Source organism: Hymenobacter daecheongensis DSM 21074 (genome assembly GCF_900141805.1).
In the GTDB taxonomy this organism is placed as follows: Bacteria; Bacteroidota; Bacteroidia; order Cytophagales; family Hymenobacteraceae; genus Hymenobacter; species Hymenobacter daecheongensis.
Window position 1 is genome coordinate 144,219 of the sequence record NZ_FQYN01000001.1, and the last position, 14,165, is coordinate 158,383.

Annotated in this window: 10 protein-coding genes; 6 read left to right on the plus strand and 4 right to left on the minus strand. The window is 63.0% G+C overall.

The genetic code is table 11. From position 1 onward, the window contains the following. Positions 1-196: 196 nt before the first annotated feature. Positions 197-2,692, minus strand: a complete 2,496-nt coding sequence (locus BUB62_RS00680) for a bifunctional UDP-N-acetylmuramoyl-tripeptide:D-alanyl-D-alanine ligase/alanine racemase (protein ID WP_073104918.1) — start codon at positions 2,690-2,692, stop codon at positions 197-199. Positions 2,693-3,006: 314 nt separating this feature from the next. Between BUB62_RS00680 and BUB62_RS00685 the strand changes: the two genes are divergently transcribed. From BUB62_RS00685 to BUB62_RS00700, 4 genes are all read left to right on the plus strand, one after another. Then, entirely contained in the window at positions 3,007-3,918 is a 912-nt protein-coding gene (locus BUB62_RS00685) for an EamA family transporter (protein WP_073104920.1), read from the plus strand. A 74-nt stretch (positions 3,919-3,992) separates the two neighbouring features. After that, a complete protein-coding gene (locus tag BUB62_RS00690; protein WP_073104923.1) occupies positions 3,993-6,548 on the plus strand; it encodes a YfhO family protein in 2,556 nt (851 codons plus the stop codon). Between the two features lie 182 nt (positions 6,549-6,730). Next, complete coding sequence (locus tag BUB62_RS00695; RefSeq protein ID WP_073104925.1) at positions 6,731-7,690, plus strand: 1-aminocyclopropane-1-carboxylate deaminase/D-cysteine desulfhydrase; 960 nt, start codon at positions 6,731-6,733, stop codon at positions 7,688-7,690. A gap of 61 nt (positions 7,691-7,751) precedes the next feature. After that, positions 7,752-8,381: a DUF4230 domain-containing protein gene (locus BUB62_RS00700; protein WP_073104927.1), complete on the plus strand. Its 630-nt coding sequence runs from the start codon at positions 7,752-7,754 to the stop codon at positions 8,379-8,381. A 149-nt stretch (positions 8,382-8,530) separates the two neighbouring features. On the opposite strand, the gene BUB62_RS00705 is transcribed toward BUB62_RS00700, so the two are convergent. Continuing rightward, complete coding sequence (locus tag BUB62_RS00705; RefSeq protein ID WP_073104928.1) at positions 8,531-9,046, minus strand: regulatory protein RecX; 516 nt, start codon at positions 9,044-9,046, stop codon at positions 8,531-8,533. Positions 9,047-9,220: 174 nt separating this feature from the next. On the opposite strand from BUB62_RS00705, the gene BUB62_RS00710 reads away from it, so the two are divergent. After that, positions 9,221-10,102, plus strand: coding sequence for a DMT family transporter (locus BUB62_RS00710; RefSeq protein ID WP_234988445.1), 882 nt, complete (start codon positions 9,221-9,223; stop codon positions 10,100-10,102). An 88-nt stretch (positions 10,103-10,190) separates the two neighbouring features. Continuing rightward, positions 10,191-12,851 carry a DUF5686 and carboxypeptidase regulatory-like domain-containing protein gene (locus BUB62_RS00715; protein ID WP_073104930.1) on the plus strand — a complete coding sequence of 887 codons (2,661 nt, stop codon included), beginning with the start codon at positions 10,191-10,193 and terminating at the stop codon, positions 12,849-12,851. A gap of 203 nt (positions 12,852-13,054) precedes the next feature. Here the strand turns inward: BUB62_RS00715 and BUB62_RS00720 are convergent, their stop codons facing one another. Continuing rightward, positions 13,055-13,345, minus strand: coding sequence for a DUF4834 family protein (locus BUB62_RS00720; protein ID WP_073104932.1), 291 nt, complete (start codon positions 13,343-13,345; stop codon positions 13,055-13,057). 12 nt (positions 13,346-13,357) lie between these two features. Next, positions 13,358-14,119, minus strand: coding sequence for an FkbM family methyltransferase (locus BUB62_RS00725; RefSeq protein WP_073104934.1), 762 nt, complete (start codon positions 14,117-14,119; stop codon positions 13,358-13,360). Positions 14,120-14,165: the final 46 nt, after the last annotated feature.

Genomic DNA, 14,165 nt, shown 5'->3' on the forward strand with positions numbered 1-14,165 from the left:
CCGACCTTGAAGCTGACGAAACCGGCTACTTTTTCTCAAATGTAGGGGTATTAAAGTACTCGGCATGCATACATTAGAACTGTATAACTCGCTATTCCAATAATACCGCAGCAGGCTGCTTTTCGACTCAATTTTTCACAATTACCCCTAACTATCAACTGCTTACCAGGCTAAGCTCAGGCGTGGGCAGAAGGCATTACTCGGCGAAGAATACCCGCTTCACCCGCTCGCTCACGTTGGTGAGCAGCTCGTAGGGAATGGTGCCGATACCAGTGGCCAAAGTCACCAACGGCATTTCCTCCCCGAACACCGTCACGGGGTCGCCGGCGCGGGCGGCGGGAATACTGGTTACGTCGGCCATGCACATATCCATGCACACATTGCCGATGATGGGGGCGCGGTGGCCGCGAATAACGACCTGGCCGCCGCCGTTGCCGAAGCGGCGGTCGTAGCCATCGGCGTAGCCGATGGCGATGGTGGCAATGCGGCGCTCGTAGTCGGTGGCCTGGCCGCGGCGGCCGTAGCCCACGGTTTCGCCGGGTGCCAGGGTTTTGATCTGGGAAATGGTGGTGCGCAGGCTGCTCACGGGCCGCAGGGCCTCGGGGTGCTGGCCGCTGGCCTCCACGCCGTAGAGCCCGATGCCGAGGCGCACCATATCGAAGTGAGCCTCGGGGAAGCGGATGATGCCGGCGGAATTGAGAGCGTGCTTCAGGATGGGGTAGCCGAGGGCGGCTTCCAGCAGGGGCGTCATGCGCTGAAAGGCGGCCAGCTGGCGGCGCGAGAAGTCGTTATGCTGCTCCTCATCGGCACCAGCCAGGTGGGTGAGGGCGCTGGCCACGCGCAGGTGGGCGGCGTTTTTGCGCAGCAGTTGGCATAGCTCAGGCAGATCTTCCTCGGCGAAGCCCAGGCGGCGCATGCCGGTATCGAGCTTGAGGTGAATGGCGGGCAGGGGCTGCTCGCCGGCGGCCCGCAGGTAGTCGCGCAGGCGCTCGAAGGAGTAGATTTCGGGCTCCAGGTGGTACTGGCGCAGCTTCTGGAATGAGTCCGGCGACGGATTCATGACCATGATGGGCAGGCTGATGCCATGCTGGCGTAGGTCCACACCCTCGTCGGCGTAGGCCACGGCGAGGTAGTCGGCGCGGTGAAACTGGAGCAGGTTGGCCACTTCGTAGGAGCCGCTGCCGTAGGCAAACGCCTTCACCATCACCATCAGCCGGGTGCCGGGCTGCAGGCGGGCGCGGTAGTAGTTCAGGTTGTGTACCAGCGCGTCGAGGTTCACTTCCAGCACCGTACCGTGAATCTTTTGCTGAAAAGCCGTCACAATCCGCTCGAATCCGTAGCGGCGGGCCCCTTTTACCAGGATGGTTTCGTGCTGAAAGTGGTCGGGGCGGAAGTCGTCCAGGAAGGCTTCGGTATCGGGGAAGAAGGCTTTGGCGGCGAGGGCGAAGGCCGATTGGAACTGGCTGATTTCGGGGCCGATGCCGATGAGGCGCTCCACGCCGTGGGCGGGCAGCAGGGCCGCCACGCGAGCGTATAGCTCGGCCGCAGGCAGGCCCGATTCGAGCACATCGGACAGGATGAGGGTGCGGCGGCCGCGGCGGGGCTGGCGGGCCAGGGCATCGAGGGCGAGGGTGAGGCCGGCCAGGTCGTTATTATAGGTGTCGTCGAGGACGTAGCAGTCGTTGATGGCCTGCTTCATTTCCAGGCGCATGGCCACGGGCTGCAGCCGATCCAGGCGGCGCTGAATTTCGGCGGCCGCCACCTGCCGCCAGAGCAGCACCGCGAGGCAGTGCAGGGCGTTTTCGACGGAGGGCTCGTCGGCAAACGGGATAGTGAAGGTGTGCTCCTGGGGCAGGGGCTTGTCGAGCACAACGCGCACCAGCGTACGGTCGGCCAGGGTTTCGAGCACCGTCACGGCCACGTTGGCCTCGTGCGGGTGATGGCGGCTCCAGGTGAAGCGGCGGTGCGGCAGCAGCAGGGCCTGCGCGGCTTGGTGCACGAGCGGCTGATCCAGGCAGTAAAAGAGCGTATCGACGCTTGCAAAAAGCTGCAGCTTCTCCCCTACTTTCTCCTCGGGCGAGCTAAAACCGGCGTCGTGGGCGGTGCCTAGGGTGGTGAAAATCCCCAATGTGGGCTGGATGACGCGGGCCAGCCGGGCCATTTCGCCGCGCTCCGAGATACCGGCTTCGAAAATCCCCAGTGTGTGCGTGGGGTTCAATTCCCACACGCTCAGCGGCACGCCCACCTGCGAGTTGAAGCTGCGCGGACTCTTGCACACCAGCTCATCGGGGCTTAGCAATTGGGCCAGCCACTCCTTCACAATGGTTTTGCCATTGGAACCCGTGATGCCGAATACCGGCCCGCGAAACTGCTGCCGGTGGTGGGCCGCCAGCGCCTGCAGCGCCGCCAGGCTATCTTCGACCAACAGAAAACCGGCCTCCGGAAAAGCCGCCACGCCACCCGGAATCTCAGCCTCGGCTTCGATGATGAACAGGCGCACGCCCTTGGCATACAGTTCGGGCATGTAGCGGTGGCCGTTGTGCTGGGGGCCGCGCAGGGCAAAAAACAGCGAGCCGGCGGGCTGGCCCACGCGGCGGCTGTCGAGCAGCAGGTGCTGCACGCGGGCCGGGGCGGCGGGCAGCTGGAGCAGGGTGCCGGAGAGGATGGCGGGCAGGTCGGGGAAGAGCAGCATAACAGCGGAAATAACCGGGGCAAAGGTACTAGGGTTTGGGGCGGGGAGGCAGTAGATCTACTGGCGGGAGTCTGAAATGGAGCGCAGCGCAATGCGACTTCCAGCCGGATGCATGCGGTCAGTCTCCAGACTGACGATGGTGGAACGAACGGTTCAGCGCCGGTCTCGCGCTGGTTTCGCAAGTCTGGAGACTTGCCTCGTGGCGCGGCTGGAAGGCCCATTGCGCTACGCTCCATTTCAGACTTCCGCCAGCGGTCTACTCGCCCGGCTCCGCGGCGTACCTTTGCGGCTTCTTTCGCCTGAATTCTCTTTTCGTGCCGCTTTCCCGTCATCATCTGGCTGCCCTGGCGGCCTTTCTCATCTGGGGCTTCTTCCCGATTCCGCTGCGGCTGCTTACGGGCTATGCCAGCGGCCAGATTCTGTTTTTTCGCATTCTGCTTTCGTTGGCTATGCTGCTGGCCATCAACCTGCTGGCGCGGCGCGATGCCCTGCGGGCCACCTGGCGGCAATGGCAGCAGGCTCCGGTGCGGGAGCGGCAGCGGGTGGCGCTGAGCACGGTGGTGGGCGGGGTGCTGCTCACCGGCAACTGGCTGCTGTTCATTTATGTAGTGAACCAGGTGAGCGTGCAGGCAGGCTCGTTTGCCTATCTCATCTGCCCCATTCTGACGGCACTGCTGGGCTTTGCGGTGCTGGGCGAAAAGCTGCGCCCGCGCCAGTGGTTGGCCATCGGGCTGAGCGCGCTGAGCTGTGCGCTGCTGGGCGCGGGGGCCTGGCAGGCGCTATTGATGAGCCTAGTGGTGGCCGCTACCTACGCTTCCTACCTCATCAGTCAGCGCCAGCTGCAGGGCTACGACCGGCTGCTGCTGCTCACGGTACAGCTGCTGCTGGCAGCCCTGGTCATTTTGCCCATTGCCCCGCTGCTGGGAGCAAATCCGGCGGCGGGTTTTCAGGATGGGCATCTGCTGCTGATAACGGCCGTTCTGAGCGCCGGCTTCACGGTGGTGCCGCTGTTTCTGAACCTGTATGCCCTGAATGCGCTGCCCTCGGGTACGGTGGGCATTCTGATGTATCTGAACCCGCTGGTGAGCTTTGCCGTGGCGTTTCTGTACTTCCAGGAAAAAGCCAGTCTGGAGCAGGCATTGGCCTACGGGCTGATTCTGGCCTCGGTGGTGCTGTATAACTCGGGGCCGCGCCCGGCGGCGGCTGGTGCGTCCGCCAAAGCCTAAAACCGGCCGCCGGCTTCGCGGTGCCGGGGAAAACGGCTACCTTCGAAACTCATTTTCCGACTCTTTTTCGCCTGATGACTACCGTTTCTTCCTCGCCCCAGGTGCCGCTGTGGCGCCGGGTGCTGCCCCACCTGCTGGCCGTCGTGTTTTTCGTGGCGCTGGCTTCGATCTACTTCTCCCCCATCGTATTCGACCACAAAACGCTGGCCCAGCACGACGTGGTGCAGTTCAACGGCGGGGCGCACGAGGCCCAGGTGTACCGGGCCGAAACCGGCAAGGAAGCCCTCTGGACCAACTCCATGTTTGCCGGGATGCCGACCTACCTCATCAGCACCCATTTCACCGGCGACCTGTCCATCTACCTGCACCAGCTGTTCACGCTGAACCTGCCGGCGGTGGTGGCCAACATGTTTCTGGCGCTGCTGTGCGGCTATATTCTCTTCATTGCCCTGGGCGTGCGGCCGCTGATTGCGGTGGTGGGCGCGGTGGCGCTGGGCTTCACCAGCTACAACCTCGCCATTCTGGCGGCCGGGCACAATACCAAATCGTTGGCGCTGGCCTACGCGCCGCTGGTGCTGGGCGGGCTGCTGGTCACGTTTCGGCGCAACCGCTGGCTGGGCGCGGCGCTGTTTGCCCTGGGGCTGGCCATGAACGTGCGCTCCAACCACTTGCAAATCACCTACTACCTGATGCTGCTGGTAGCCATTTTCGGCATCGTGGAGCTGGTAGCGGCGGTGCGAGAAAATCGGCTGAAGGACTTTTTCGGCCGCACCGTGCTGCTGCTGCTGGCCGCCGTGCTGGCCGTGGGCGTGAGCTTCGGCCGCCTGTACGTGACGGCCGAGTACAGCAAATACTCCAACCGCGGCAAGGCTGAGCTAAAGCCGCTGCCGGCCCAGCCGGGCCAGACCGCCCCTTCGACCGACGAGGACGGCCACGACCCCGACTACGCTTTCCACTGGAGCTACGGCGTGGGCGAAACCATTACCCTGCTCATTCCCAACTACTTCGGCGGGGCTTCGTCGGGCAAGCTGAGCGAAACCTCGGCCACGGCCAAAGCCCTGGAAGGGCTGGGCGTGCCGCCGGTGCAGCTACGCGACTACCTGCAGAACATGCCCACCTACTGGGGCAATCAGCCCATCACGAGCGGGCCGGTATATGTGGGCGCGGTGGTGTGTCTGCTGTTCATTCTGGGCTTGTTTGTGGCTGATCGGCGCACGCGCACCTGGCTGCTAGTGGGCACCATCTTCTCGATTATGCTGGCCTGGGGCAAGAACTTTGAGACATTCAATCTACTCATGTTCAATTATTTCCCCGGCTACAATAAGTTTCGCTCGGTGAGCATGGCCCTCGTTATTGCCCAGCTGGCCATGCCGCTGCTGGCAGTGTTGGCGCTGGCCCGCGTGCTGCGCACGCGGCCGGCTATGGTGCCGGTGGCCGGCGCCAGCGCCCACCCGAGCTTGGCCGCCCTGGCCGGCCAGCCCACGGACTCGGCCGAAACGGCCGAGTTGAAGCGCAAGCTGCTGTATGCCGTGGGCATCACGGCGGGTATTTGCGTGCTGGCTTTCCTGGCCGGCCTGGGCGCCGATTTTGCCGCGCCCGTAGATGCGCAGATGCAGCAGCAGGGCTTCCCGGTGGATGCCATTCGCACGGACCGCGCCAGCCTGATGCACGCCGACGTGCTGCGCTCCATCGTGTTTGTGCTGCTGGCGGGCGGGGTGCTGTATTTCTATCTGCAGCGCAAAATCTCGGTGAGCATTGCCGCCGCGCTGGTGGGCGTACTCACGCTGGTGGACCTGTGGAGCGTGGATAAGCGCTACCTCAACGACAATAATTTCCAGCGCGAAACCATTGCCCAGCAGTTTCAGCCCAGCGCCGCCGATCAGCAGATTCTACAGGATAAAGACCTGAGCTATCGAGTATTTAATCTCGCGGGCGGCGACCCATTCAGCGAGGCCAATACTTCCTACTTCCACAAGAGCATCGGCGGCTACCACGGGGCCAAGCTGCACCGTTACCTGGATTTGATCGAGCGCCAGATTTCGCAGAACAACCTGCAGGTGCTCAACATGCTGAACACCCGCTACATCATCCCGCAGGACCCCAAGCTGCCCGTGCAGCGTAACCCCGGCGCGTTGGGCAACGCCTGGTTTGTGAGCAAAGTGCAGAAAGTGCCGAACCCCGACCAGGAAATGGCGGCTCTGACCACCCTTAACCCGGCCACCGAAGCCGTGGTGGACATCTCGAAATTCCCCCTCACCAAAACGGACTATACCGCTGCCGGCTCCACCATTACCCTCACCAAGTACTCGCCCGACGCGCTGACCTACCAGGCCAACGCAGCGCAGGACGGCTTCGCGGTGTTCTCGGAAATCTATTATAAAGACGGCTGGAATGCTTACATCGACGGCAAGCTGACGCCGCACTTGCGCGCCAACTACGTGCTGCGGGCGCTGCTCATCCCGGCCGGCACGCACACGGTAGAGTTTAAGTTTGAGCCCAAGGAATACGCCATCGGCAACACGGTGTCGCTCATTTCGTCCGTTCTACTGATTGTGGCTATGCTGGCGGCGGTGTTTTATGCGGTGAAGCGCAAGCCGGAGATGGTGGAGGAGGCGCAACTGGTGGCGTAGCTTTTGACGGCTGTTCTCTTGAGTCGTCTGTCATCCTGAGCAGCGCGAAGGACCTTCCTCTTTCCGTTCCACCAAGCGCTTTTTCAACGCTCAAAGCCCTTTACCGTTGCGGTGGTAAAGGGCTTTGCTCATTTAGATGAACTTTGTAGTGGCGAAGAGGAAGGTCCTTCGCGCTGCTCAGGATGACAGACGACGAAAAAGAAAAAACGCGCCAACCAAAACTCCTCCTGCAGGAACTCGCCGAGCCCTCGGCCACCCAGCACGGCATCCGCTTGCTACTGCTGCGCGACGACCTGACCCACCCCGCGCTGCCCGGCAACAAGTGGCGCAAGCTCAACTACAACCTGCAAGCCGCCCGCCAACAGGGCCACCATACGCTCCTGACCTTCGGCGGGGCTTTTTCCAACCACCTGGCCGCCGTAGCCGCTGCCGGCCGGCTCTACGGCTTCCGCACCATCGGCCTCGTTCGGGGCGAAGAAGCCCGGCCGCTGAACCCCACGCTGGCCCAGGCCGCCCTCGACGGTATGCAGCTCCGCTACCTCGACCGCGAAACCTACCGCCGCCAGCACGAGCCGGCATTTCTGGCCGCGCTGCTGGCCGAAACCGGCCCCGTCTACGTACTGCCCGAGGGCGGCACCAACGCCCTGGCCCTGCCCGGCTGCGCCGAGCTGATACCCGAGTTACTCGCCCAAACCGACTTCGACGCCATAGCCGTGGCCTGCGGCACCGGCGGCACGCTGGCGGGCCTGCTCACGGGCCTGGATGGCCAAAGTAAAGCCCTCGGCGTGGCGACGCTGAAAAATGGCGGCTTCCTGCGCGACGAAATCGACGCGCTGACGCGGACGGCAACGGGCCGGCAGTATGCCAATTGGAGCCTGCAGACCGAATATCATTTTGGCGGCTATGCTAAATTCTCCGGCGAACTGCTGGGGTTTATCCGGGCGTTTGAGGCCCGGCACGGCGTGCTGCTCGACCCCATTTATACTGGCAAGCTGCTGTTTGGCGTGCTTGATCTGATTGCAAAAGGCCATTTTCGGCGCGGCAGCACAGTGGTTGCCATTCATACCGGTGGGCTGCAGGGCTGGGCCGGGTTTCGGCAGCGGTTTGGAGCCCGCAGCAGTTGGTGGCCGGCGCTATCCTGAAAGCGGAGGGCAGCCAAACCCGGTGCCGGACCGTATTTTCCTCACACTTCTCATTGCTTGTATGCCGCTTATCCGTTTGCTCCGTCGCCTGTTGCCGCTGCTGTTTTTGGTGGGCCTGGGCTGGTTTCTGTGGAAAAAAGTGCAGCCCGCGCTGTTTGACAACCCGCTCAACCCTGAGCCGCGCATCACCGTGACGCACAACACGGTGCTGCAAAAGGTGGAAGCGCTGGGCCGCCTGGAGCTGGTGCGCTACCACTTCAAAGACGTGGTAGAATACCGGAAAAGCACCTACCGCTTTCTGCCCGATGCCAAAGTGGCCCTAATCGTCGCCGGCGACGCCGTGGGCTGCCTTGACCTGCGCAAAGTCAGGCCTCAGGATGTAATGTTTGAAGGCGACTCCGTGGTGCGCGTCGCGCTGCCCGCCGCCGAGCTGTGCACCTGGCAGGTTGACCACAGCCAGAGCCGCGTATACAGCGTGGAAAACGGCTTTTTCCAGGATGCTGAGCTGGTGGATGCCGGCTACAAATACGCCGAGGCCAACGTACGCACCGCCGCCCTGCAATCCGGCATCCTGGCCCAGACGGAGCAGAACGCCGAGAAAATTCTGCGCCCCATGCTCGAAACCATGACCGGAAGACGCGTGATTCTGACGCAGCAGATGGCCCCGCCGCAACTGCCGGCAAGGCGGTAGAGTTAGGAGCTAAAAACTCCCCTCCTTTTTTCAAGGAGGGTGCCCGAAGGGCGGGGTGGTTGCTAGAGCTAGAAAACTAGAGCTGACAGATCGTTCAACGATTGAACCACCCCTAGCCCCTCCTTGAAAAAAGGAGGGGAACTAGCTTTCTAGCCTTCTAGCCTAGTCCCCTCCCTTTCCTCTGGCTCCTTGCCCAAGTCGTCCAGCGCCATCCGGATTAAGTCGTTTTCGTAGCCTTTCACCGTCATAAATAGGGTGAGCTTCTGGCGGCGCAGACGCTGGTTGCGCTCTTTTTCCACGCGGTTGCGCTTTTCCAGCACGTCCACTAGGTTCTGGAAGTACTCGTCGCCGTCGATTTCCTTCATCCCGACTTTAATGCAGTAGTCGGAAATGCCTTTCTGCTTCAGCTCCTGCATGATGCGGCGGCGACCCCACTTTTTGATGCGGTACTTGCCACGCACAAACGCCTGGGCGTAGCGTTCCTCATCGAGCAGCTTCTCCCGGCTCAGCCGAATGATTATTTCGCCGGCCTCGTCTTCGTTCAGGCCGTATTCGCGCAGCTTCGATTCAACTTCCTTCTGGTTGCGTTCCTGGTAGGCACAAAAAGCCGCAATTTTGGGCAGGGCTTCCGACGGTGTGTAGAATTTTCGTTTGGGTTGATCCATGAGCGTGATACGGGGCGACGGGTGAACGGACGGGGCTGCTACAACGCCCAAAACCGGCCAGATGTTCGGTAGCGCGGCAAGCTACCGCCCCACCGGCAAAACCACCAGCCAGCGGGCTGGTTTGCACTGAAACCTATTGCTTCCGCTGCCCTGTGCGGCGGCTTTCCCTTTGCTATGCCCCTCACCCGCGGTGCCCGCTACATGCTGCTGTCCACGTTGTTTTTCGCGCTTATGAACGTGTGCGTGAAGCTGTTGCCCCACCTGCCGGCCCTCGAAATCATCCTGTTCCGCTCGGCCATGTCGGTGGTTATCAGCTATGTCACGCTGCGGGTGCTGCGCATCCGGCCCTGGGGCACCAACCACTTTTTCCTCATTGCGCGGGGCACTACCGGGGCGCTGGCGCTGATTCTGTACTTCTTCACCCTGCAGAAAATGCCGCTGGCCACGGCTGTTACGGTGCAGTACCTGGCCCCGATTTTTACGGCCGTGCTGGGCATTTTCATCGTGAAGGAAAAGGTGCGGCCCTGGCAGTGGCTGTTCTTCCTGCTGTCGTTTGCCGGGGTGCTGGTGGTGGAGGGCGTGGATACCCGCGTCGATCCGCTGTATCTGGCCGTGGGCGTGGCTTCGGCCATTTTTTCGGGCTTTTCCTATAATTCTATCCGGCGGCTCCGGGGCAAGGAAGACCCGCTGGTGGTGGTGTTCTACTTTCCGATGGTGGCGCTACCCATTGCTGGCGTATACTGCCTCTTCCATTGGGTGCAGCCCCAGGGCCTCGACTGGCTCTGGCTCATCCTCACGGGCCTGCTCACGCAGGGCGCGCAGGTGTGCATGACCAAGGCCTACCAGGCCGAAAAGCTTTCCAGCGTGGCCAACCTCAACTACATCGGCATTGTGTACGCGCTGGGGCTGGGGCTCGTGTTTTTCAACGAAACCTTCCACCCCGCTTCCTACCTGGGCATGGCACTGGTGCTGGCGGGCGTGGTGCTGAACACGGTGTATGCTGCCCGCGCAGCCAAGGCCCTGCCCCACCCCACACCCGAAAAAGTGGCGGCCTAGACCCGAAAAAACATCATCAGCGCGCTACCAGACAACCTTTGCCTACCCGATTCTATCTACCTTCACACCTCCCGTGACTTGTAGCTCTATGCCGCGTTTTCTACTGATTTTTCTGCTGCTGGTAGCAGCCGCTCAAACCCGCGCCGGCATCGTGCGCGGCCGCATTCAGGACCCGCAGGCCGAGGCCCTGCCCTTCGCCAACATTGCCGTGCGCGGCTCGGCCACCAGCACCGCCTCCAATGAGCAGGGCCGCTACCAGCTGCGCCTGGAGGCCGGTACCTACGAACTGGTATACCAGTACGTGGGCTTCCGGCCCCGCATGGAAACCGTGCGCGTGGCCGGCGGCGACACGGCCACCGTGCTCGACGTGACCCTGACGCCCGAAAACTACAAGCTGGGCGAAGTGGTGGTGCGCGGCACCGATAAGGACCCGGCCTACACCATCATGCAGCAGGCCATCAACTGGCGGCGCTACCACCGGGCGGAGGTGGCGGCCTTTTCGGCCCGCATGTACATCAAGGCCGTGTTTCGCCTCACCGACGTGCCGGGCAAGGTGATGGGCCTGTTCAAGGTGGGGCCGGATATCAAGCCGGGCATCGTGTACCTGTCGGAGTCGGTGTCGGACCTCACGTTCCGGCAGCCGGGGCAGCTGCAGGAGCGCATGATTTCGTCCCGGGTGAGCGGGAGCAGTAAGGGCTTCAGCTTCAATAGGGCCTCCAAGAGCTTCAACTTCTACGACAACCTGCTGCAGTCGGGCTTCGCCGAGCGCGGGTTCGTGTCGCCGGTGGCGCAGAATGCCATGCTGTTTTACCGCTACGAGCTGGTGGGCACCACCGTGCAGAACGGCATCACCATCGACAAAATCCGCGTCACGCCCCGGCACCGCATCGACCCGGCCTTCTCGGGCTACGTCTACATCGCCGAGGACGGCACCTGGCGCCTGCACAGCCTCGACCTGAGCCTGAACGCCGACGCCGGCATCGAGTACGTGGACAAGATGCGGGTGGAAGTGCTCTACGCCCCCGCCCCCGGCCACCCCCAGGCCTGGATTGTTCAGTCGCAGAAGGTGTACATGAACGGGGAGGGTTTCGGCTTCAAGGGCAACGGCAGCATCAACGCCGTGCTGTCGAATTACCGCGTGAAGCCGACCTACGCCGCCCCGCCCGTGGTGGCGGCCGCCCCGCCCGCCGCGGCCCCCGACGAGCCGGTACACCGCGCAACCGTGGCCCAGGTGCGGCGGCAGCAGCCCCAGCTGCGGGCTGCCACCCGCGGCATCCGGCGCGAGGCCCGCACCCTGGGCCAAGAGCAGCCGGCCACGGCGGCCACGCCCGGCGGCGAGGCCGTGGCGTCCCTGCCCAAGGGCGAGATTATGCGCATCGAAAAAGGGGCCAACGAGCGGGACGCCGCCTACTGGAACGAGGTGCGCCCCATCCCGCTCAGCGACGAGGAAACCAAGGACTACCGCGTCAAGGACAGTGTGGAAGTCATTCATAAAAGCAAGCCCTACCAGGATTCCTTGGACCACATCCGCAACAAGCCGGGCCTGGCCGCCCTGCTGCTGACGGGCTACACCTTTAGCCGCTCGTTTGAGAAGCGCTTCATCAGCGTGGCCCCGCTCACCACGGCCCTGCTCTACAACACCGTAGAGGGCACCGTCATCAACGCTTCGGCCACGCTGATTCAGCGCTACGAGGACCGCCGCAACTACCTGCTGATTCCGACCCTGCGCTACGGCTTCGCCAGCCAGCGCCTCAGCCCCGGCCTGCGCGGGTTCTACACCTACCGGCCCGAGTCATTCAGCCGGGTGGGCTTCGCCGTGGGCCGCTTTATCCTCGACTTCGACCCGGCTGCCAACTTCCAGCAGACCGTTATCAATACCCCCGACATCAACACGACCTACACGCTGCTTTCCAACCGCAACTACGCCAAGTACTACCAGCAGGACGGCCTGGAGCTGAACTACCGCACCGAGCTGACCAACGGCCTGATGCTGACCGTGAGCGGGGCCTACGCTGACCGCCGGGAGTTGCAGAACACCACCATCAAGCTGCTACGCGACGTGCCGGGCCGGGCCTTTACCCCGAATCAGCCGGTGGCCGCCGAGCGGCCCGCCGGCACCGGCTTCGGCCGCAGCCAAGCCACCACGCTGGCCGCCGAGCTGGTGTGGCAGCCAGGCCAGCAGTACATCACCCGCCCCGACGGCAAGTTCAACCTGCGCAACACCCACTATCCGCGCCTCGCGCTGGGCGTGCGTCAGGCCTTCCGCGGCGTGCTGGGCTCCGATGTGCGCTATACCCGCCTGGAGCTGGGCGTGCGCAAGGAATTCGCGCTGGGCCTGTTCGGCGACACCCAGCTCGACGCCACGGCCGGCACCTACGCCGGCCGCCCCGACCTGACCTTCATTGACTACCGCCACTTCAGCGGCAACCGCACCGTGCTGGTGGTGGACTTCGACCGGCAGTTTCAGCTGCTCGACTATTACCGCTACAGCACCGCCCGCCGCTATCTGGAAGGCCACTTCAGCCACCATTTCAACGGCTTCTTCCTGAACAAGGTGCCCGCCCTGCGCCAGCTGCGCTGGCAGGAAGTGGCCACCTTGAACTACCTGCACACGCCGGCCGCCGGCCACTACGTAGAGCTGGGCGCGGGCATCGAGCACATCTTCAAATCCCTGCGCGTGGATTATTTCACGGCCCTGCAGTCGGGCCAGCGCCTAAGCTCAGGCGTGCGGGTGGGCGTGAAGTTTTAGCAGGTCGGTTCAGGTCGCTTGCTGGTGGCCGAAGTAGTCCGACGACTTTGAGTCTTCGGACCACTTTAATTGAACGGCATCCGTACGTGCTTACCCATCAAGGTGCATGAATCGACCCACAAGCCCCGTCCGGCGGCATTCCCTACGCAAAAGCCCCGGACCGACGACTGGTCCGGGGCTCTGCTTTAGCAGCGAACAGGCGGCTACTTCACTTCCTCAAACTCCACATAATCGCCGCCTTTGAACTCCCGGGGCTTGCGGGGCTTATCTTTGGGCGGAATGAAATCGACGTGTATCTGCCCGTCGGGCTGGTGGCCGTTGGATGCGGGCGGTGGCGGGCCGAAGGGCGCTTCAAACGGCGCGCCGCCGAACTGCTCGGTGTACTTGCGGGCCTGCTTGCGCACGAAGCTGCCCACGAAAAAACGCAGCACCGACGGCAGCACATAGCGCACCACGAAGGTGATGATGAGGAGGGTGAGAACGAACTTGACCATCAGAAAGCTGCTTTAGGCAGCCGGAGAAATGGGTTGAAAGTAAAAGTCAGCCGTGACGTGGCTTTCCAGCTGGGCCGCAGTGCAGGGCTCCAGCTCCAAACGCGCCGACAGCACAAATGGTTTGTAGCCCAGCCCGGCCAGCAGCGCCACCACGGCGCGGCGGTTTTCGAGGCCGTTCAGCTCCGTCTGAATCAGGGGGCGGAAGCGGCGCAGCGTGGCCTGCATGTTTTCGAACACCACCGACTCGAAGCCTTCCACGTCGCACTTCACGAAGTCGAGGCGGGGCAGGTCGGCCAGCAGCTCATCGGGGCGGCGCATGGGCACATCGTAGGTGCGGGCGTAGGTTTCGGTGGTGCTGCTGGCGGCCACTTTGGTCATGCCGTGGTGCAGCAGGCCGTCGCGCTCGGGCGTGCCCATCTGCACGGTGGTGTTTTCAGCGCCCAGCGCGTAGGGCAAAAGCGTAAGGTTATCGATGCTGCTCAGCTTCACATTGTCCTGCCAGATGGCCTGAAACTGCGGAATGGGCTCCACCGCCAGCACCTTGCCCTGGGGCCCCGCCAGCCGCGACAGCGCCACGGAGTAATACCCCAGGTTAGCCCCAATATCGAGGCAGATAAAGCCCGGCCGAATGATGCGCTGCAAGAAAAACAGCTCCGGGTACTTCTGCCGGCCCCAGCCCGCCCCCACCAGCCGCAGATACACGCGGCTCACGAAGCGGATGTAGCGCTCGAAGCCAAGCGTGCGGACCAGAAGTTTGCGGAGCTGTTTCATCATGAGGCTGCAAAGATGCCGGAAAGCGGGGAAATGAGAGGCAGGCGGC